16 protein-coding genes are annotated in these 18653 nt (G+C 34.1%); 2 read left to right on the top strand and 14 right to left on the bottom strand.

Annotated elements, in window-relative coordinates; genetic code table 11:
* Nucleotides 1-7 precede the first annotated feature (7 nt).
* The gene (locus QY331_00915; GenBank protein ID WKZ69810.1) at nt 8-223 is read right to left on the bottom strand and encodes a hypothetical protein; all 216 of its coding nucleotides are present in this window, start codon (nt 221-223) and stop codon (nt 8-10) included.
* 7 nt (nt 224-230) lie between these two features.
* On the bottom strand, nt 231-1673 hold the full coding sequence (locus QY331_00910) for an alpha/beta hydrolase-fold protein (GenBank protein ID WKZ69809.1): 1443 nt from the start codon (nt 1671-1673) through the stop codon (nt 231-233).
* Nucleotides 1674-1849: 176 nt separating this feature from the next.
* Between QY331_00910 and QY331_00905 the strand changes: the two genes are divergently transcribed.
* A complete protein-coding gene (locus QY331_00905) occupies nt 1850-2512 on the top strand; it encodes a peroxiredoxin (protein ID WKZ69808.1) in 663 nt (220 codons plus the stop codon).
* 77 nt (nt 2513-2589) lie between these two features.
* On the opposite strand, the gene QY331_00900 is transcribed toward QY331_00905, so the two are convergent.
* The 5 genes from QY331_00900 to QY331_00880 are packed head-to-tail and all read right to left on the bottom strand — an operon-like array spanning nt 2590 to nt 9296.
* Nucleotides 2590-4248, bottom strand: coding sequence for an ATP-binding protein (locus QY331_00900; GenBank protein ID WKZ69807.1), 1659 nt, complete (start codon nt 4246-4248; stop codon nt 2590-2592).
* An 8-nt stretch (nt 4249-4256) separates the two neighbouring features.
* Entirely contained in the window at nt 4257-4649 is a 393-nt protein-coding gene (locus tag QY331_00895; protein WKZ69806.1) for a response regulator, read from the bottom strand.
* 33 nt (nt 4650-4682) lie between these two features.
* Nucleotides 4683-6659: an ATP-binding protein gene (locus tag QY331_00890; protein WKZ69805.1), complete on the bottom strand. Its 1977-nt coding sequence runs from the start codon at nt 6657-6659 to the stop codon at nt 4683-4685.
* Nucleotides 6660-6691: 32 nt separating this feature from the next.
* Entirely contained in the window at nt 6692-7237 is a 546-nt protein-coding gene (locus tag QY331_00885; GenBank protein ID WKZ69804.1) for a YfiR family protein, read from the bottom strand.
* Between the two features lie 7 nt (nt 7238-7244).
* Nucleotides 7245-9296 carry a TonB-dependent receptor gene (locus tag QY331_00880; protein ID WKZ69803.1) on the bottom strand — a complete coding sequence of 684 codons (2052 nt, stop codon included), beginning with the start codon at nt 9294-9296 and terminating at the stop codon, nt 7245-7247.
* Between the two features lie 218 nt (nt 9297-9514).
* On the opposite strand from QY331_00880, the gene QY331_00875 reads away from it, so the two are divergent.
* The gene (locus tag QY331_00875; GenBank protein WKZ69802.1) at nt 9515-10162 is read left to right on the top strand and encodes a phosphoribosylanthranilate isomerase; all 648 of its coding nucleotides are present in this window, start codon (nt 9515-9517) and stop codon (nt 10160-10162) included.
* Between the two features lie 45 nt (nt 10163-10207).
* On the opposite strand, the gene QY331_00870 is transcribed toward QY331_00875, so the two are convergent.
* The 7 genes from QY331_00870 to QY331_00840 all read right to left on the bottom strand — a co-directional run bounded on the left by QY331_00870 (nt 10208) and on the right by QY331_00840 (nt 18624).
* Entirely contained in the window at nt 10208-11479 is a 1272-nt protein-coding gene (locus tag QY331_00870) for a YCF48-related protein (protein WKZ69801.1), read from the bottom strand.
* A 203-nt stretch (nt 11480-11682) separates the two neighbouring features.
* Nucleotides 11683-12111 (bottom strand): hypothetical protein, encoded by a 429-nt coding sequence (locus QY331_00865; protein WKZ69800.1) that lies wholly within the window; start codon nt 12109-12111, stop codon nt 11683-11685.
* Between the two features lie 33 nt (nt 12112-12144).
* Nucleotides 12145-12675, bottom strand: coding sequence for an RsbRD N-terminal domain-containing protein (locus QY331_00860; protein WKZ69799.1), 531 nt, complete (start codon nt 12673-12675; stop codon nt 12145-12147).
* Between the two features lie 140 nt (nt 12676-12815).
* Nucleotides 12816-13754, bottom strand: a complete 939-nt coding sequence (locus tag QY331_00855) for a polysaccharide deacetylase family protein (GenBank protein WKZ69798.1) — start codon at nt 13752-13754, stop codon at nt 12816-12818.
* Between the two features lie 114 nt (nt 13755-13868).
* Entirely contained in the window at nt 13869-16103 is a 2235-nt protein-coding gene (locus QY331_00850; GenBank protein ID WKZ69797.1) for a hypothetical protein, read from the bottom strand.
* A 244-nt stretch (nt 16104-16347) separates the two neighbouring features.
* Nucleotides 16348-16890, bottom strand: a complete 543-nt coding sequence (locus QY331_00845; protein ID WKZ69796.1) for a DUF1697 domain-containing protein — start codon at nt 16888-16890, stop codon at nt 16348-16350.
* Between the two features lie 21 nt (nt 16891-16911).
* Nucleotides 16912-18624 (bottom strand): amidohydrolase, encoded by a 1713-nt coding sequence (locus tag QY331_00840; GenBank protein WKZ69795.1) that lies wholly within the window; start codon nt 18622-18624, stop codon nt 16912-16914.
* Between the last annotated feature and the right edge of the window lie 29 nt (nt 18625-18653).

Here is an 18653-nt window from a genome sequence, read left to right as displayed (position 1 = left end):
TAATTTTCTATTCTACTTTTATACCGTGACGCTCCATTATCTCCAGCCAAGTTTTTTCATCCAGCTGTTCGGATTCATCAATCAACATAATCGGAATATCATCTTCAATTCTATACCGTCTTCTCGTATTTTTATCTGTTGAGACTAAAAAGTTATTGTCTAGAACTAAATCTGCTTTTGATTCCGGACAACAAAGTACGTCTAGTAATTTTTGGCTTATCATTTTGCACCTACTTTATTAATGTCATTTTTTTTGTTTGAATATTTCCGTTGAGATATAAAGTATAAAAATATATGCCGCTAGTAAGTTTGCTGCCATCAAATTCCATTTGATATGTACCGGGAACCAGATACTCATCAAGTAAAGTATCGACTTCTCTACCCAATAGATCATAAACTTTAAGTGTTGTAAATTCAGAATGGGGAATTGAAAATTTTATTGTTGTAGATGGATTAAACGGATTAGGATAGTTTTGATACAAAACAAATTCATTAACTAATTCATCAATTACAACGTTTGTCGTATTTGATGGGAAGAAATATTCCAAAATTAAATCAGTTGTTGCTCGCCATAATCCCCAGCTATGTCCTTCATGAAATTCTTTACCGTCTATTTCATATCCCAACGAGATCATTTCGCTTTGGAAGTTTCGCATGTTAGTGAACAAGCTTTCATAACTTCCCCAAACTGAGTAATACTTTATATCTTTCCTTTCTCCATTTACGATCATGTTATATACTTCATAATCGTTAGGCCAAAATGCTGCCGAATGAAGTCCGCATAAACCAAATACTTCCGGGTATTGGTAGCTTATCAACGCAGAAATATTACCGCCGAATGAATCGCCAATGACCAATCTATTTTGCGGAGATTTTGTAGTATTGAACATCGAGTCAATATGAGGGACTAATTCATTTGCAAAAAACTCTGCATATTTAAATCGGTTATCGTAAGCATACTCATCGTTTCTGTTTGTTGGTCTAACAAAAACTCCTAAAATTGGTTCAATTATATTTTGTGAAATTAAATTGTCCAAAATAACCCAACCATAACCAAGACTTAAATAATCGCTTCCATCTTGATAAAATGCTGTCGAGTAGCCTCCGGATTTTGCACTATCATAACCAACAGGAAAGTAAATTGTTACAGAATAATTTCTGTTCATGATTTGGGAAGACAAAGAAAAGTTAGTCAGCTTTCCTCTTTCAACAATTGGATTGTAAACAATTTCCCATGGTTGAACATAATCCGGCATTGCCAGTTCGGAATTTTTACCAAATCCACCCGGAACTGTATTGGGGTTACGCGGATCTAAAATCATTTGTCCATTTACAACCAACTTATAATCAAACCTAGCATCAAGTTCAAAATTTCTGGTTAGATAAAATAAATCAGTTCCACTTAAGCGAGACATAGCCGATGAACTCCAGCCGTTGAAATCTCCGGCAACTTGTACCGAGCTTACATTTCCTTTGTAAAGAAAGTTAGCTGTATTTCCTTCCACAAACGGAACTCCAACTGAATCAGCGTGAATCAAAAAACTATCAACCACGGCTTGCTTATCCGTTGGATTATTTATGCTGTTTACTCTACTTAGAAAATCTTGAAATTCAGAAGGATAGACATTGATTCCAAGGACAGCAATCAGCATCAAATATTTTCTAAAACACATTTTTTTTCCCAATAACTTTCAGTTAACAAAAATAGGTTAATATGTGTTAAAATGTTATTCCAATAGAAATAACCGACAATTTCATCTAAACAAGACTTGATAATCCTTAATTTCGAAGATGAATCCAAAATCAATTGGAGACATCATATCTGTATATAAAATAATTGGAGGACGATATGTCAGAAGAAACAAGAGTTGGTATTCCGTTACTTGGTGAAGTTATGCCAAGCTTAGAAGTTCAAACAACACACGGTATGAAGAATATTCCGGGTGATTATAAAGGTAAATGGATTGTACTTTTTTCACATCCCGGTGATTTTACACCGGTTTGCACAACTGAGTTTGTTGCGTTTGCAAAAAGAGTAAATGAATTCAAAAAATTAAATGCCGAGTTAATAGGTCATTCTATCGATCAGGTGTTTTCACATATCAAATGGGTTGATTGGATTAAAGAAAATTTAAATGTAGAAATTCCGTTCCCAGTAATAGCCGATGATATGGGTAGAGTTGCAATGAAATTGGGAATGATTCATCCCGGGAAAGGAACAAACACTGTTCGCGCGGTTTTTGTAATTGATCCCGAAGGCAAAATAAGATTGATGATTTATTATCCGCAAGAAATCGGCAGACAAGTTGATGAAGTTTTACGTGCGTTGAAAGCATTACAAATTTCCGATTCACAAAAAGTTGCTATGCCGGAAAACTGGCCGAATAATGAAATTATGGGCGACAAAGTAATTATTCCTCCACCAAAAGATGTTGTTACCGCACGAGCTCGTGAAAAAGAAAATGTTGAAGGTTACGACTGGTGGTTTAAGTTCAAGAAGCTTGATAACTAGCATCGAAAAATAAATATTAAATACTAAGATCGAAGGCACGCAAAAGCGTGCCTTTTTTTATTTAATGAAATATTCAGTTATTTGGTAAGTTTTAAGTCGCCTAAAGTAATACAAAAAGTTGTTCCTTTGTACTTCTGACTATCTACTTGGATATCAGCATTGATCAATTTGCAATACTTATCGGTTAATGCCATTCCCAAACCGCTTCCGTCAAATGTACGAGAATATCCCTGTTCTTCCTGTCTGAATGGATCGAACAAATATGGTAAGAACTCTTCGGAAATACCAATACCCGTATCAGATATTTCTATACAAAATTTAGAATCATTATTTTTGTAGAGTTTAACCTCAACTCCCCCATCGTTAGTATATTTTAGCGCGTTATCAATCAAGTTGGCAACAATTTGTTTAACGGCATAATCATCAGTATTAATAATTGCTTCATCAAAAGCAGTGACAAAATTTAAATTCAATTTTTTATGATCTGCCGTGCCCTGATATTCTGAAATTAGGCTTTTAAGTATATGAACCAGATTTGTTCTCTCAATAGACAGTTCGTAAGTCCCAAGTTGAAGTTCGGACATATTTAATATCGAATCAACAGTACGAATCATTCTTTTACTCGCAGAATCTATAGCCGAGAACGCGACTTCTAAAGTTTCATTTTCTTCATCGCTAACTTCTTCTTTTATTACTTGAGCAAAATTAAGTATCGCATTTAACGGACTTCTAATTTCATGAGACATTTGTGCAAGGAATTCTGTTTTTAATCTATTCAATTTCTCAGCTCTATTTTTCGAATCGATTAATTCTTGATTAACTCTCATTTGCTCGGTTATATCTCGTATAATTGTGGTAGATCTTTTTTCCCCCTCCGAAGTCGTAAAAATGGATGAGGTCATTTCTGCTGGAAACTTTGTGCCATCCTTTTTAGTGAAAATGAGTTGACCTTTTGCTTTTCCTTTTTCTCTCCTCTCCTTCATTAAAATTTGTAAATTCGGATCGGATTGATCTACTATACCGTTTCTTCCTTTTTGAATAATTTCTTCTTCGGTCATTTGAAATAAATCGCATGCCGCCTTGTTTGCCGAAAAAATACTTCCGTCCGGTGCCGTAAATAATATTGCATCCATGCTATTTTCAAGAATAAGGCGATAGCGTTCTTCGCTTTCACTTAATTCCTTTTCAATAGCCGCTCGTTCTTCAATATTTTTCTCTAATTCATTTACATATATTTTTAATTTCTTTTCATTCTCTTCACTTTGTTGCATCTTATCTTCTAATTTTCTAATGAGCGCCGCATTGTATTCTTTCAGTAAAACATTTTCCGGCATTAAATTTTTTGTTCTGGGGATAAGTTTTCTGTCTTCCACTTCATGTAATAGTTCACGAACAATTTCAATAAAAACATCGGGATCCTGCGGCTTCAAAACAAATCGATCCGCTCCAAGACTAAGTGCAAATTCCTCATCTTTTTTATCGGTGTAAGTAGCGGTGTAGAATATGAACGGAATGTTTTTAAGTGTTTCGTCTTTTTTGCATTCACGACAAAAAGCAAAACCATCCATAACTGGCATAAGAATATCAGAGATTATCAAATCATACTTGTCATCTTTAAGTTCGGCTAGTGCTTCAATTCCATTCTGGGTAGATTTTATTTGATAGCCGTTGCCTGTTAATAAAGATTCGAGCATATAAAGATTTTCTTCTTTATCATCAACGAGTATTATTTTCATATTCATAACTAACTCTCATCTTTCTGATGAAGTTCTTTCGGCAGGAAAGAAATCATCTGTGAAATAAATGTATCCGGGTTTATCGGTTTTTCGATATAGCCTGTTGCGCCGGATTCTAAAGCCTTCTCTCTATCACCCGGCATAGCGTACGAAGTTACAGCAATTATAGGAATATTTTTTAAAGAATCTTGTTTTCTTAATTCAGCAGCTACTTGATAACCGTCCATTTGCGGCAATTGAATATCCAAAAGAATTACATCGGGACTTTCATTAATCGCAATTGCAATTCCGTCTTTTCCGCTAAAAGCTTGCAGCACTTGATAGTTCTCGCTTTCTAATAAATATGACAGCATATACATGTTTTGAAGATTGTCTTCTATTATCAAGATTCTCGTTTTCATCTTAAACTCTAGCTTAAATTTGTTTAGAACATATTAAATATCTAAAGTTACAACAAATGTACTTCCATTTCCGAATTCACTTTCAACAGAGATTGAACCGCCCAATTTTTCTACTAATTTTTTGCTGATTGACAGACCGAGTCCGGTTCCTTCATGATTTCTTGTCAATCCGGTATCAATTTGAACAAATGGTTTAAATAATTTTTCGAGATCATCCGGTTTAATTCCGATTCCCGTATCAATAATTTTTGTAATAATTTTTCCATTATAAACTTTGCAATCAACTTTTACAATTCCTTTTTCGGTGAATTTTAAAGCATTGTTAAGAAGGTTCAAGAACACTTGCCCGAGTCTTCTTTCATCACTTGTGACTTCGACTTCTGTAGTTGGAATATCTAACTCTAAATTAAGATTCTTTTTTTGTACTAAAGGAGTAATAGAATTTATCACATTTTTAAGCATAGATATAAAATCAAACTTGGTTAATGAAACAACTAGTTGACCGGCTTCAATTTTAGAAATATCCAGCACATCATTAATTAATGCTAGAAGATGTTGTGCGCTATTTTTTGCCATACCAAGTTGTTTCTTTTGCTCATCATTCAATGGTCCCGCTAATTCTTTTAACAAAATGCCTGTAAAACCTATTATCGAATTTAACGGAGTACGAAGTTCGTGAGACATGGTTGCAAGAAAAGCCGACTTAAGTCTATCAGCAGCTTCGGCTTTTTCTTTGGATTCTTGTAAAACTTGTTCCGATCTTTTGCGATCAGTTATATCGAGAGACCATCCACAGGTTGCAAATATTTTATTACTGCTATCCATAACCGGGAAAAGTAAATCTAAGAAATATCGAGTTTCTCCATTCTTTATCGATTCATTTTCAAATACTTGCGGCTGATTCGTTTCAACAACTTTTTTATTCTGGGCAATATTTCTTTCAGCTCTTTCTTTAGGAAATAATTTTAAATCAGTTTTCCCAATGACATCGTCATAACTAAGCTTCATCAATTTTTCAAATTCTTTATTAACAAAAAGATAGTTTCCCTCAAGGTCATTTATATAAACAAGCAAAGGCGCATAATTAAGAATGTTTTCTAATTTTTGTTCACTTTCGAAAAGAGCTTTCTCGGTTGCTATTCTTGATTCAATTTCATTTTGTAAAGCTAGGTTTTTCATTTCAACAGCTTGTTTTGCAATATTTAGATCTCTTATAGCATGTTGTAATTCATTTGTTCTTACACTTACTCTGTCTTCTAGTTCTTCATTAAGCTTCTTTAACTCGGCAGAAGTTTTGTCAATTTCATCTTGCCTTTGTTTTAATTTTGCCACCATTTCGCTGAATCTTCTGTAAAGAAATCCGATTTCATCTTTTCTATTTTTATCAACCACAATTTCATAAGATTCGGACCTTGCTATTTGTTTCGATGCTTCAGCCAGATTTAGAATCGGTTGAGAAATTATTTTTTGAAGACGGTTTGCAATAATATAAATTGGAATGGCTAACAGAATTAATAGGATAAGTATTATGGATCCGTTGCTAATTATCTTTTCTAATATTGATGCGGTAGAAACTCGGAGGTAAATTGTCCCTTCAACTTCATTTCCTGTTTTAATCTCGTGAATAATGTGAATGTAATTCCAATTATCACTAAAATTTATTTCTTCATAATTGTTGATCATTAGGTTACTTTTATCATCTCTGTTATACCCCGAAAATAGATTTCCATTATGTTCAAAAACAAAAGCGTTCACTATTTCCGGAATAGCATTTAGTTTGATCAAAACCTCATCTACTTCATCATTGTAACCAAATGATAACGGCACTTTACAATACTCCCCTACTAAGGCTGCTGTAATAGAAGAATTATTCTTAATTTCCTCGCGATAATTAATTACATCAAACACACTATAGGCGACTAATCCTAAAATTATAGCAAATGTACTTGCTCCTGTTATAATTAACAGAAGCTTGTTTTTGATAGAGATATTTTGAAATTTTTTCTTCATCCGCTTAAGATTTATAGTCTTTACTAAACTTGTTACTCATAAACATTCACGGCAAGAGAAAGTAATCGTGAATTTGGAATTAGTTTATTTTTTTCCAGCACCCGTTTATTTATTTCGAATTTTATTTTATCCTCAACTTTAATGAAATTAATTCCAGCACCTTTCTCTGCGAATCCTTCTGAATTTGTAATCAGTAGAATTGCTTTCTCATTAGCAAAATCAATTAATCTTGAAAAGACTCGAATATTATTTCCCGGATAGAAAAGAATATTACATTTTTCGATCTCATTAAGTTTGTTTAATTCTTTCACCTCAATTTCTTTTCCGTTTACAGTTTCCTTCTTCGCAATGACTTCCAGCGGGGAGATAATTTTATTTTCACCCCAAATACAAATATTGAATTTGTCCGATTGACTAGGTGGCCATTCAATATATTTTGAAAAATTATAAATATAGACCGACAAAACATTTTCAAGGGTGGCAGATTCACTTTGGGATATGAGATTAATTCGCAATGATACCAAGAGAACAAAACTAATTATCACATAACGAGCAATATTAATATTTGTTTTCTTCATTTTGTCATCAGAATGAAAAATCTACATTAAACAAAATAGTACGCTGTGGCTGTCTATATCTATCCGGCGGTCTATTTGATGTATGATAATATTCTGTGTCGAGGATATTTTTAATACTCAAAGTGAGATTCAGATTTTTTAAAGCAGTGTATGTTAAAGCCGAGTGTAAAATAAATGCCGCATCAATTAAATCATTTCCGGTGTTTGTAATAACTTGCGGATTGGTTCTCTTCCCAATATAATTTCCTCTTAGAGATAATTTTATTACTTCAGAAAGTTTAACATTTACTCCAACATTTGCGATGTGTCTTGAAATCTCCGGAAGAAATATATCATCATTGTTCGTGGAAAAATTATATGTATAATTCATGTAAGCTTTCACATTTTTCAGATAAATGTCGGTAGTAGTTTCAACACCTCTTACTTTAACTATTCCTTTATTAACCCATTTGTATTCGTTACCAATAAACTCTTGGTCAATAATATCTATCAGCTTATTATTATAAAATGAAACTCCAACTTTCAAAATATTGGCGAAGGAATATCCTCCGGCTAACTCAAAAGAACGCATTTTTTCAGGTGTCAAATTTGGATTTCCTAAACCACTTGTATAATCCCACGGTTTAGGTGCGCGGAATGCTTCTGAATACAAAGCTTTTAAAGTAAGTCGTTCATAATTTAGAACTAATCCGACTCTTGGTGTGATCACATCTCCATAAACACTGCTTTGATCATAACGAGCACCGATGAAAAAATTTAACATTCTCAATAAACTCAGTTCAGATTGAATGAATAAACTTAAGATATCGTTTCTATCAATATTTGGTTCTGATGGAATGGGTGGTTTTTCTGATGAAGAATTACTTTCTGTAATTGAAAACTGCTTCGAAAGCCATTCCGATTTGAAATTTATTCCTCCAATTAATTTCAATTCACTTAGTGGTTGATAATAAGTAACAAGCTCAGCCGTAAGTGAATAGTTTGGACGATAGTATCCAACTTGAGAAGTATCCGTCACATAAGCAATGGTATTATCATGAACCGTTGTGTTGGTATAAGCTACTTTCGATTGAATATCAAGATTATCTTGAATGAACAATGAATGTTTCATAAAAATATTTGCGAAACTTATATTCCACAAACTATTCTTATCTAAATAATTTGTTCCAACAGATCTATAATTTGTAGTTCGGGAAGCTTGTTTGTTTTGAAATAAAACGCCCAATATAAAATTGTTATATGCTGTTTTTAAGTTTAGTGAATAATCTCTTTCAAAATTTTCCATATCAGGTGACCAATTGAAATCTCCATTGACACCGGCAAGATCAGCTTTTTCGGAATTATAATACATTCCTGAAATTCTCAAACCGAGTTTTTCTTCTTCATCATAAAATGAATAACTAGAATTAATTGTATATGTATTAAATGAACCGATTAAGCCGGAGATATGAATTTCGTTTTCCGCCTCGGGATTTTTCGTGATAATATTAATTACACCGGAAATTGCATTAGTTCCGTACAGAGATGACGCCGGACCGTAAACGACTTCAATTTGTTCAATATCCTCCAAATTAAATTGTCCGCCCGCATAAAAACCGCCCGAACTTAGTTCATTAATTTCAACACCATCGACAAGCAGAAGCGTATAATTATTTTGATTTATAATACCTCTTTGAAAAACATAGCTATTGAATCCCTGTATATTTCTAAATTGAAATCCCGGCAAATCCGATAAAATTTCTTCAAGTGTTAGATAACCGTTTTCCTTAATTTCATCCGTTTTAATAACTCTTACCGTTGCAGGAACTTCACTAATTCTATTTAATCTTTTTGTTGCAGAAATTATTTTTAGATCCGTCAATTCCTCGAGATCAAGCTGAAGTAGTTTAGTTAATTCATCTTCTTGTGCAGAGATTTTTGAGTTGAGTAAAATCGCAAAAATTATAAGCAGAGAAATTAATTGAAATATACTAACTGATTGAAGTGGGAAATTATTTATAAAAGAAAATGCTGGAGATGATTTTATTGGTTGGATTTCTTTTTGATTCGATAACATCATTCGAGGTTCTCATCTTGATGAGTTTCTAATTTAACTACTATCGATCACAATGAAACTTTTCGTGAATAATCATCCACTTTTATATTTTGTTGGAATTGCTTTGTTAAATATATAATATCCGTTAACTAATACAAGTGATTTTACGCTCAAAGTTAGCTTTTATGAAGAGAATTTGATTATTTTGGAAAACATTAATAATAAGAAACTACTTCTCGCAAATGCAAAAACCAAGAGTAAAAATCTGCTGCATTTCTTCAATTGAAGAGATGAAGCTAGCCGTAAAATACGGCGCTTCTGCAATTGGACTGGTGGCAGAAATGCCAAGCGGACCGGGAGTTATTTCGGATGAATTAATTGAAGAAATTGCAACTCAAACACCGCCGGGAATTTCTACTTTTCTTTTAACCAGCCGACAAACTGTTAATGGGATTATCGAACATCAAAAGAGATGTAAAACAAATACCATACAGATTGTCGATCGTTTAATCGAAGGAACACATAAGGAATTGAAAAATGCATTGCCGGGAATTTCAATTGTACAGGTTATTCATGTTAATGATGAATCCTCGGTACATGAAGCAATTACTGTTTCTGAAAGCGTTGATGCAATTTTACTCGATAGTGGTAATCAAAAATTAGATGTGAAAGTGCTCGGCGGTACCGGAAAAACTCACGATTGGTCGCTCAGTAAAAAAATTGTTGAGTCAATATCAAAACCGGTTTTTCTCGCCGGTGGATTAAACCCAAGTAACGTAAGGGATGCCGTAGAAACCGTTAAGCCGTTCGGAATTGATCTTTGCAGCGGTGTTAGGACTAATGGATTGCTTGATGATGAAAAGCTTAGAGAATTTTTTGAAAGATTGTAGGTTTGGAATTTTCTGTTCACACAAAACAATCACACTTAGCCAGAATTACTTGAGCAATACCATCTTTCGTGTTTGAATAAAGCTACCAACTGTAAGTTTATAAAAATAAATTCCACCCGGTAAACTTGTACCATTAAATTCAATATTATGATTTCCGCCATGCATCGGTTTATTTAATAATATTTTCACTTCTCTACCAAGAATATCATAGACAATTAACTTGGTCTGTAGGGGACGAATATATTCGTCCCCTACGTTGGAAATTGTAAATTTTATATTTGTACTTGGATTAAAGGGATTGGGATAGTTTTGTTCGAGGGTAAAGGGATATAAAAGTGTTTTATCTCCGTCACGTATTGAGGTAATTCCTCCATTGTTGGTTGCTAACACAAATCCATTAGCCCCAGCATCTCCACCAACTGCAATCCCATTATTTTGATCGAAAAAGTGTAGAGCAGTTACATATCCAATTGGCAACTCTGAAATTTGATTTGTCCAAGTTTCACCCCCATCAGTTGTGTTAAGGATAACACTATTCCAACCGACTAACCACCCTAATTGTTCACTCACAAAAAATATATCCTCAAATTCATACTGCCCTTTCATTTCAACATAGCTATGCAGCCAGGTATTTCCACCATCAGATGTTTTAAGAAAATGAGAATCTAGCCCGGTTGCAAAGCCTAAAGTGTCATCTAGGAAAAACATTGATGTTATAGTCCCACCTTCCGGTGTCGTTACAACTCGTGTCCATGTTTCTCCGCCATCAGTAGTTTTATCAATAATACCGTTGAAATTACTCCCCGTCGTTATTTCTCCTGTTGCAAAACCAATATTATCATCAAGGAAACTGATACTATTGTATAAAGCATCACTTGAATGGATATTACTCCAAGCGGCTCCTGAGTTAGTTGTTTTTAATACACTATTTAATGTAACTCCAAATCCTAACTCTTCACCAACGAATGATATATCTAAAATTTTCTCTTCAATATTTGTTGAGAACACTTGCCAATTTAATCCCATATCTGTTGAATAAATTATCGTACCGTTATCACCTGAAATCCATACAGAATTTTCATAAAAAGAAATGGCAGATAAATCTTCTTCGGTTAAACTATTGATCTCGAGCCATTCTTGTCCTGAATTTGTTGTTCTTAAGATATAACCACTATCGCTAACAACAAATCCCACGTCTTCATTGAAAAACTCTATATCATTAAAACTAGCATAAGTTTTATCAAGTTCTTTAACGTACCATTGCCCACTGACGATGGTCATAAAAAATAAGTGCACAATAAATATTATCTTTTTCATGACGAACCCACGTTAATTGTAATTTCTCTCTTTTCTATAAAATCATTAATTGCCCGGCACCAATTATCAATATAATCGAATTATACTATGTGACCTTATTCTTACTGGAGTTTTAGAACTGTTTAGGTAACCGAATGAAGGTAAAAAAAAATATTTAATTATCAATCCCAGAGACACAGCACTGCTGTGTCTCTACATAAAAATTAATCTGCTAGGGTAAACTTAACTTGTGTTGAATCTTGCTGATCAGATAAGTCATCCATTACAAAAATTTGCAAAGTATAATCACCAATTGCAAAAGTAGAATCAAAAACGATTTGTATTTCTAATTGTGTGTCCATTAATTTTTCCGGACTTGTTCTATTAATCATACCGTAATCAATTTCTTCCAAAGTTTCATTAGACGGAGTAATTAGATTAACATAGTATGATAGTTTTGTAGAGAATTCTTTTCCATCTTCAACTTGTGTAAATCCTTTTACCTGTGCGCTTGCATTTAATTCCCATTCAGTTCCAATATTAAACGCGAATGCTTCCGGACTATACACTTCTAATTTTTGTTCTTCTTCAGAGCAGGCAAAAAAAGTAAATAATACGGCCAAAAATACTATTACTAAAATTCGATTTGTCATTTTATCTATTTATTTCTCCTTTTATTTGAAAACCTAAATGTTATAATCATTCTTTTTCATAAACCATCTCATTACCGCATCAACCGATTTGTTAACAACATCACTCTCTCCGCTAATTTCAATATCACTTAAATGAACACTCTCGAAACCCTTTGCAATAAAATACTCGGCTTTGTCAAAAAAGTTATTAATCTTCATGTAAAAACCCAACGCTTCATGAAGATCAAGTGTGCTTGAGATTAAACCCTCTTCAACTATAAAATTCCAAATTACGACTCGTTCTAAAATAAGTGCATAAATTACTTCGGAAACTTTCATACCTTCAACGGCTCTTTCACGTCCGAGTTTAATAAAATGTTCGGCTGTTTTTCTAAAATCGGGATCGTCCTGCAATAAATAATCTCCCAATCGTTTGAACACATCATAAACTCTTTCATTGAGTTGCTTCTCCGGTATATTTTTGTAACCGGGTGTAGAAGGATTATTCCGAACTTCGTGACTCCACTTTTTAGTCAATTGTTCGGCATGATCCTCAACTAAACGGATGTACTTTTGATACAACATTTTATCCTCCGCTATTAATAATTTGTTGACGAGAGGAAACAAAAAGTAAAGAACATTTCATGAAGAACTATTCATTAATATAATTGAAAACAATTGGGAAGCAAGTTAATATTTTCCATTAATAAATTGTTTTCCAAAAGTTATTCATACTGTATATCCGAATAATCTTTTAGATATTGAGGAACACGTGGATTACCATTAAAGAATGTCTCGTCTACTCCAAGTGTCAACGCCCATCGATGAATCCATGACGGACCGTATTTTCCGACAAAATTATTTTCCGAACTATAAGCTTCATCTTGCAAAGCTTCATCCAATGAGACGAAATGATATCCTTCATTCTTAATTGCTTCGGCTAGTTCATCAAAATAATCGGCGTTAAGTAAATTGGCATGAACAAGCAAAACTTGTTTAATGTTTCTTCCGAACAATTTTTGTGATTGTTCTTCATAATATTTTATTTTTTCTATCATATAATCCACATAATCAGCACCTAATCTTTGCATCATCTCGATGTCGTTTTCCTTAAATGCTTTGTTGTACCCGAATGCAAAAATCCATTCCGAGTTATCAATTGTAACGGGAGCTTCTTTGTAATTATTATCCTTTAAGAATTTTTTTAATGATAACATTATCTCTTCCGTCTCTCCGCTTCGTAAATAAGGATGTCGGAAATATTCATATTTAATATTTCTTTCTTCGGCAAGTTTTCTCGTAAATTCTTCACCCTTTAATACATCTGCTTTGTATTCTTCGAATGGTATGGCATTAATATTTGGATGTGAGTAGGTGTGATTACCTAATTCCAAACCTGAGTCAAGCCATAATTTTAATATCTCCACTCCGGTTTCATCAATAACGTTTTCTTTTACCAGCTTGCCCTCATTTACAAAACCGACAGCGGGTATATTATATTCTAAAATATGTTTGATAATCTGTTTATTAAATTCAAACTGCTTTTCGGAAGAATATTGTCCGCTTTGCTGAAACGGTAAATCATCAAAAGTAACAGCCATAAATTTTTCTTGTGCTAAAGAAATAGTTGCAAGAAAAAGAATAACCAATCCGAATCTTTTCATTTTACTCCAAAGAAAATAGTGTGTGTTTAATTAAGGAAAGTTATTAAAAATGAATGAGAGATTCTCATCCCGCTCTTTAACACAATTGAGAGCGGGATGAAGAAATTAAATTTACTACCATGCTCTCTTAAATGAGATCAACAAATAAGCTAGTAAATAGATTACCGCTCCCAGTAATAAAGCCGTGGCATATCCGAAAGAGAAAGCAATTAAAACGACAATAGTTGACCCAAGAACCGACGCAGCCCCGTTAACCGCAAAACCCCAATCAACTAATTCGCCAATTAGTAACGAACCCTTAGGGAAAGGCATTCCCATAAAAAAGCCAAGCGGGAAGATTAAGATTGCCGTTATAATTATTCTCGGAGCCATAGTGAGACCACCTAAAGCGTAAATCAGTTCTGTGAAAGCTACAACATCTATCAGAAGCCAAATTGAGATAAATGTAAATACAAATTTCGGTGAAAATTTTTCGGAATAACGGCTCCCGATTCCGGACGCCAAAAGAAGTACGAGTAATATTGTAATAATGCTGTAAACACTCGGCCCGATAAAGAGAGTGTACTTTTGCATTAAAACAACTTCAACCATCATAAACGCAAGTCCTATAGCAAAAAAGTATAGCCATGGTACTGCTCTTAGTTTTGGTCCCTTCTTTAAATACGGAATTAGATTTAGCGGGACAATTAGAAAAACAACAATTAGCAAAATTACTGTAATAATAATTTTTGAAAGCGGAAATCCGTAAAATTCATATGGTAAAATTGTTTCAACTTTCCCAAACTGAAAATTCCTCATCAAACCGAGCTGAGCCGTAAAGGGTCTGTTGTCGTTACAAGGAGAGATATCGATTGCTGCATTAACTTGAGCTGTTTCCCATCCCTTAGTAACAATTTGATTAATCAGATTGTCTTTTACCGAATCTGCCGCCGGGTAAAGTAAGTAATGATAATTCTGAGCACCTTGCGGAACTTCACCGAAAGCGTTTTGCATTAACTCTTCCGTTAACGGTTGCTTTGAGATAAAAAGAATGTTTCTTCTCATCTTAGGCAGGTTGTAAACAGCAAAATGTGACGTTGGATTTTCTACATCAAGTTCTTCGAGTGCCAACATAAGTTCAGAGGTTAAACGCGGCACATAAAATTGATGTTCCATCATTACAAAACCACTGTCGGTAAGTGAATTCCAATAATCCTGAAATGCTTCTGTTGTAAAAAGATAGTTTTCTGCCAAGGCAAATGAACCCGATGCTAGAGCGGCAAACGTATTCGAGCTTAGTGAATAGATGATATCGAACTTGTTTTCGAATCTTCTTACATAAGCTCGACCGTCTTCTGTAATTACTTTTACTCTCGGATCATTATAAATATTACCGCTGTAATCGGCGAGATTTCCCTCAGTCATTAAATAATTAATATGGTCTATCACTTCAACGGCATGAACTTCTGCTGCACCTTCTTGTAATGCTTGAAGAACATCTGTTCCGCCCCCGGCACCAAGAGATAAAAAAGTGCAAGAATCAAACCTATCAATTAGATTTTTAACGCTGATGTTATATTCATACTTAAGTGAGTCTGGTTTATTATAGTTTCCGTCAAAAGGATATACCGGTGAGTTTGCTGCGTTATCAATGTTTATCCCCCTTGCCTGTCCATTGTAATCGAAAACTTTGATCTTCGCCATTGCATCCCAATAAGTATAAATCACTTCTGCGCGGTCCGGTTTTCCCGATTTTAAAAATTCATTTGAGTAAGGCGACATTCCAATTGCAATTAAAACCAAAAGTGCCGGCAGTAATTTTCTCCAACTATTCATTGCAATAAATGCGGCAATAAAAATTGGTATTGATGTTAGGAAAACAGAGGACGGAGTTCCGAATGAGTTCATCATTATAACCGAAAGTAAAACTCCGAATGCTGCACCAATTAAATCGAACATATAGAGCAGCGGCATTTGGGAAACATCACTCTTAAATAATTTTGCGAGCGCTATTCCTCCGAAGAAAAAAGTAGAGCTTAAAATTGCTATCGCAGCTATAAGTTTAACCATCGATATCCAATCGTTAAGCAAAGATGTAAAATCCAAATTCATTTTTATTATTGCGATAGGTCCGGCAAGAATTGTTAAACCGGAAAGAACAAGTGTAACGCCTACTATCCAATCTTTGTTAAGAAAATTAAACAAGCGTAACGAAAGAGCGCCTAAACCTAATCCAAGTATAGCCAGTGAGATAATCATAAACGCGAAAGTGTAAAAATATTCAGCCGAAAAAATTCTCGTCCAAATAATTTCTACGGAAATAAGCGATAAAGAAAGTAAAGCAATAATCAACATCCGGGAAGTCTTCACATTAACCTCTATATGTTAAATAAGAACTGTTGTCTTAATTAATACTTTATTGTCCGGTTAATTTAGACGAAGAGAATTCACGAAAGTTGAGTGAAAAATGTAATTATATTAAAGTCGAACGCGTAGGTCATTTTGAGTGGAACGACGAATCTCACTTTAAAAATTGGTTATTTTATAAATGGAGATTCTTCACCTCGATAAAATTCATTTTGATTCAGGATAACTATAGTAGACATGAAGTCCATTATCTCACTTCGTCAATCATCTCTTTAATTTTCTTAACTGTCCGCCAGTTACGTGCGGTTGCCGAAACACCTAATAATTTTTCCGCACGATCGCCAAGCTTTGATTTACCGAATCCATCCGGTGCATAAAAGTAGAAAAATTTATCGACCAACTTAAATTGTTCGGTTTCGGTTTTAATCTCATTCATTTTATCAAAATTTGCTCTGTCTGCTTTTCTCTCAAGGAAAAATACATGTAATGATTTATGATTTTCACCGACTTGCGGAAACGGATTATTTGCAACTACTTTTTGAATATCTTTCTTTTTTAATAACATTACGTTGGGTTCAAAACCATGATTCTTCTTAATCGCAGATTTAATTTTATCGGTAAGAACTTTTACATCCTTTTCATCATGTTTGAGTACAACATTTCCACTTTGAATGTAAGTTTGCACCTCCTTACAACCAAGTTTTTCGAGAATGGATTTCAAGTCCTTCATCGGCAGAATATTTTTTCCCAATACATTAATTCCTCTCAACAAAGCTATATAGGTTTGCAAATTAAGTCCTTCTTTAAATTCTTATTTCTGGTTTTGATAAACAACTTTTCCGTTTACTATTGTTGTTAAGACTTGTGTATTCGTGATCTCCCAATCTTCACAATTTAGCAAGTCATTTGAAAGAATTACAATATCCGCGAGTTTGCCGGGGGTAATACTTCCTTTAATATCTTCTTCAAATGCTGCATAAGCTCCATTGATTGTATAAGTTCTTAAAGCTTCTTCCCGCGTCATTCTTTGTTCAGGATAAAATGTGGTTTGATCCGAAAGTATTCTGGTTACCGAAGAATAGAAACTTGCTATCGGACTTACATCTTCAACAGGTGCGTCTGTTCCGTTACAAATAATTGTTCCGGCTTCTAATAATTTCCTCCAAACATAAGCACCTTCTTTTGCACGATATTGGCCGAGTCGTTTTGGCACAAAAACAGCATCCGATGTACAATGAACTCCTTGCATCGCAGCTATAACACCTAATTCGGTAAACTTCGGTATGTCTTTATTTGATAAATGCTGCGCATGTTCTATTCGCCATCTTAAATCTTTTTCGTTGTCTTTATTGTAAGCTTCTTCGTAAATTTTCAATACTTCACGATTTCCTCTGTCGCCTATTGCATGTGTGTTCATTTGAAGATTATTTTCAAGACATATTTGAGCTGTTTCTTTTAACTCACTTAATGGCGTTACATTTAATCCCGTATTTGTGCTGTCATCGGAATAAGGCGATAACAGCCATGCGCCTCTTGATCCTAATGCACCGTCAACATATTTCTTAACTGATCTGACTGTTAAACGATTATTTCCATATCCAACCAAATGATAGTCTTTTATTTTTACTTTGAGACTATCATTATTTTCATAAATCATTACATTTAATCTCACCGGTATTTTGTTTGAATCGATTAGATTTTTTAATAAATCTATCTCCTCAAATGATGACCCCGCATCATGAAATGAGGTAATTCCTTTTGATAGACATTCTTCTGCTGCCAATTCATAAGCTCTAATTTTCTCATGTCTTAATTGCTCATCGGTAAGTGTTTGTCTATACTCTTCATATTTATCAACTATTAAATCCTCTGCGTTTTCTTCAAACACACCTGTTAATTTTCCGCTAGAATCTTTCACGATATTTCCACCGGAAGGATTTGGGGTTGATGAATTTATTCCGGCTAATTCCATCGCTTTAGCATTTGCAATAATTGCATGACCGCTTGCATGTGTTAAATAAACGGGATTACGAGGACTAGCTGCTGAAAGTTGATCATGAAAAGGATAACCGTTTACATTTTCAATCGGAGACGGGTCCCATTTTTCTTGATGCCATCCTCTTCCTGTAATCCATTCACCCGGCAAAGAATTTTCAGCCGCTTCGGCAACAATTGCTACAACTTCATCATAATTATTTGCACCACGTAAATCCAAAATCATTTTTGATTTACCAAGCCCGAGAAAGTGTGCATGGCTGTCTATAAATCCGGGCATAACAAAATTATTTTTTGCATCAATAACCTTTGTCGAATCACCTTGATGATCGAGAATCTCATCATTGGTACCAACGGCTAAAATTTTACCATTTTTAATTGCAATAGCTTCTGCGGAAGGATTTGTAGTATCAACAGTTGCTACAACTCCGTTAATAATTATCGTATCAGCAATCGGTTTATCAACACCACACGAAATAACGATTAATGATAAAATGGCAATAAATAATTTTTGAATACTGTTTTTCATTTTTCCTCGGTTAATAATTAATATTTTCG

It is taken from the genome of Melioribacteraceae bacterium (assembly GCA_030584085.1).
Lineage (GTDB): Bacteria > Bacteroidota > Ignavibacteria > Ignavibacteriales > Melioribacteraceae > SURF-28.
This window is presented reverse-complemented; position numbering and strand designations above follow the sequence as displayed.

Coding starts and splice junctions, on each gene's coding strand:
- QY331_00900 (WKZ69807.1), bottom strand. CDS start 4,248: ATGAAAATAATACTCGTTGATGATAAAGAAGAAAATCTTTATATGCTC.
- QY331_00855 (WKZ69798.1), bottom strand. CDS start 13,754: ATGAAAAGATTCGGATTGGTTATTCTTTTTCTTGCAACTATTTCTTTA.
- QY331_00910 (WKZ69809.1), bottom strand. CDS start 1,673: ATGTGTTTTAGAAAATATTTGATGCTGATTGCTGTCCTTGGAATCAAT.
- QY331_00890 (WKZ69805.1), bottom strand. CDS start 6,659: ATGAAGAAAAAATTTCAAAATATCTCTATCAAAAACAAGCTTCTGTTA.
- QY331_00860 (WKZ69799.1), bottom strand. CDS start 12,675: ATGTTGTATCAAAAGTACATCCGTTTAGTTGAGGATCATGCCGAACAA.
- QY331_00870 (WKZ69801.1), bottom strand. CDS start 11,479: ATGAAAAAGATAATATTTATTGTGCACTTATTTTTTATGACCATCGTC.
- QY331_00880 (WKZ69803.1), bottom strand. CDS start 9,296: ATGATGTTATCGAATCAAAAAGAAATCCAACCAATAAAATCATCTCCA.
- QY331_00865 (WKZ69800.1), bottom strand. CDS start 12,111: ATGACAAATCGAATTTTAGTAATAGTATTTTTGGCCGTATTATTTACT.
- QY331_00885 (WKZ69804.1), bottom strand. CDS start 7,237: ATGAAGAAAACAAATATTAATATTGCTCGTTATGTGATAATTAGTTTT.
- QY331_00895 (WKZ69806.1), bottom strand. CDS start 4,649: ATGAAAACGAGAATCTTGATAATAGAAGACAATCTTCAAAACATGTAT.
- QY331_00915 (WKZ69810.1), bottom strand. CDS start 223: ATGATAAGCCAAAAATTACTAGACGTACTTTGTTGTCCGGAATCAAAA.
- QY331_00875 (WKZ69802.1), top strand. CDS start 9,515: ATGCAAAAACCAAGAGTAAAAATCTGCTGCATTTCTTCAATTGAAGAG.
- QY331_00840 (WKZ69795.1), bottom strand. CDS start 18,624: ATGAAAAACAGTATTCAAAAATTATTTATTGCCATTTTATCATTAATC.
- QY331_00905 (WKZ69808.1), top strand. CDS start 1,850: ATGTCAGAAGAAACAAGAGTTGGTATTCCGTTACTTGGTGAAGTTATG.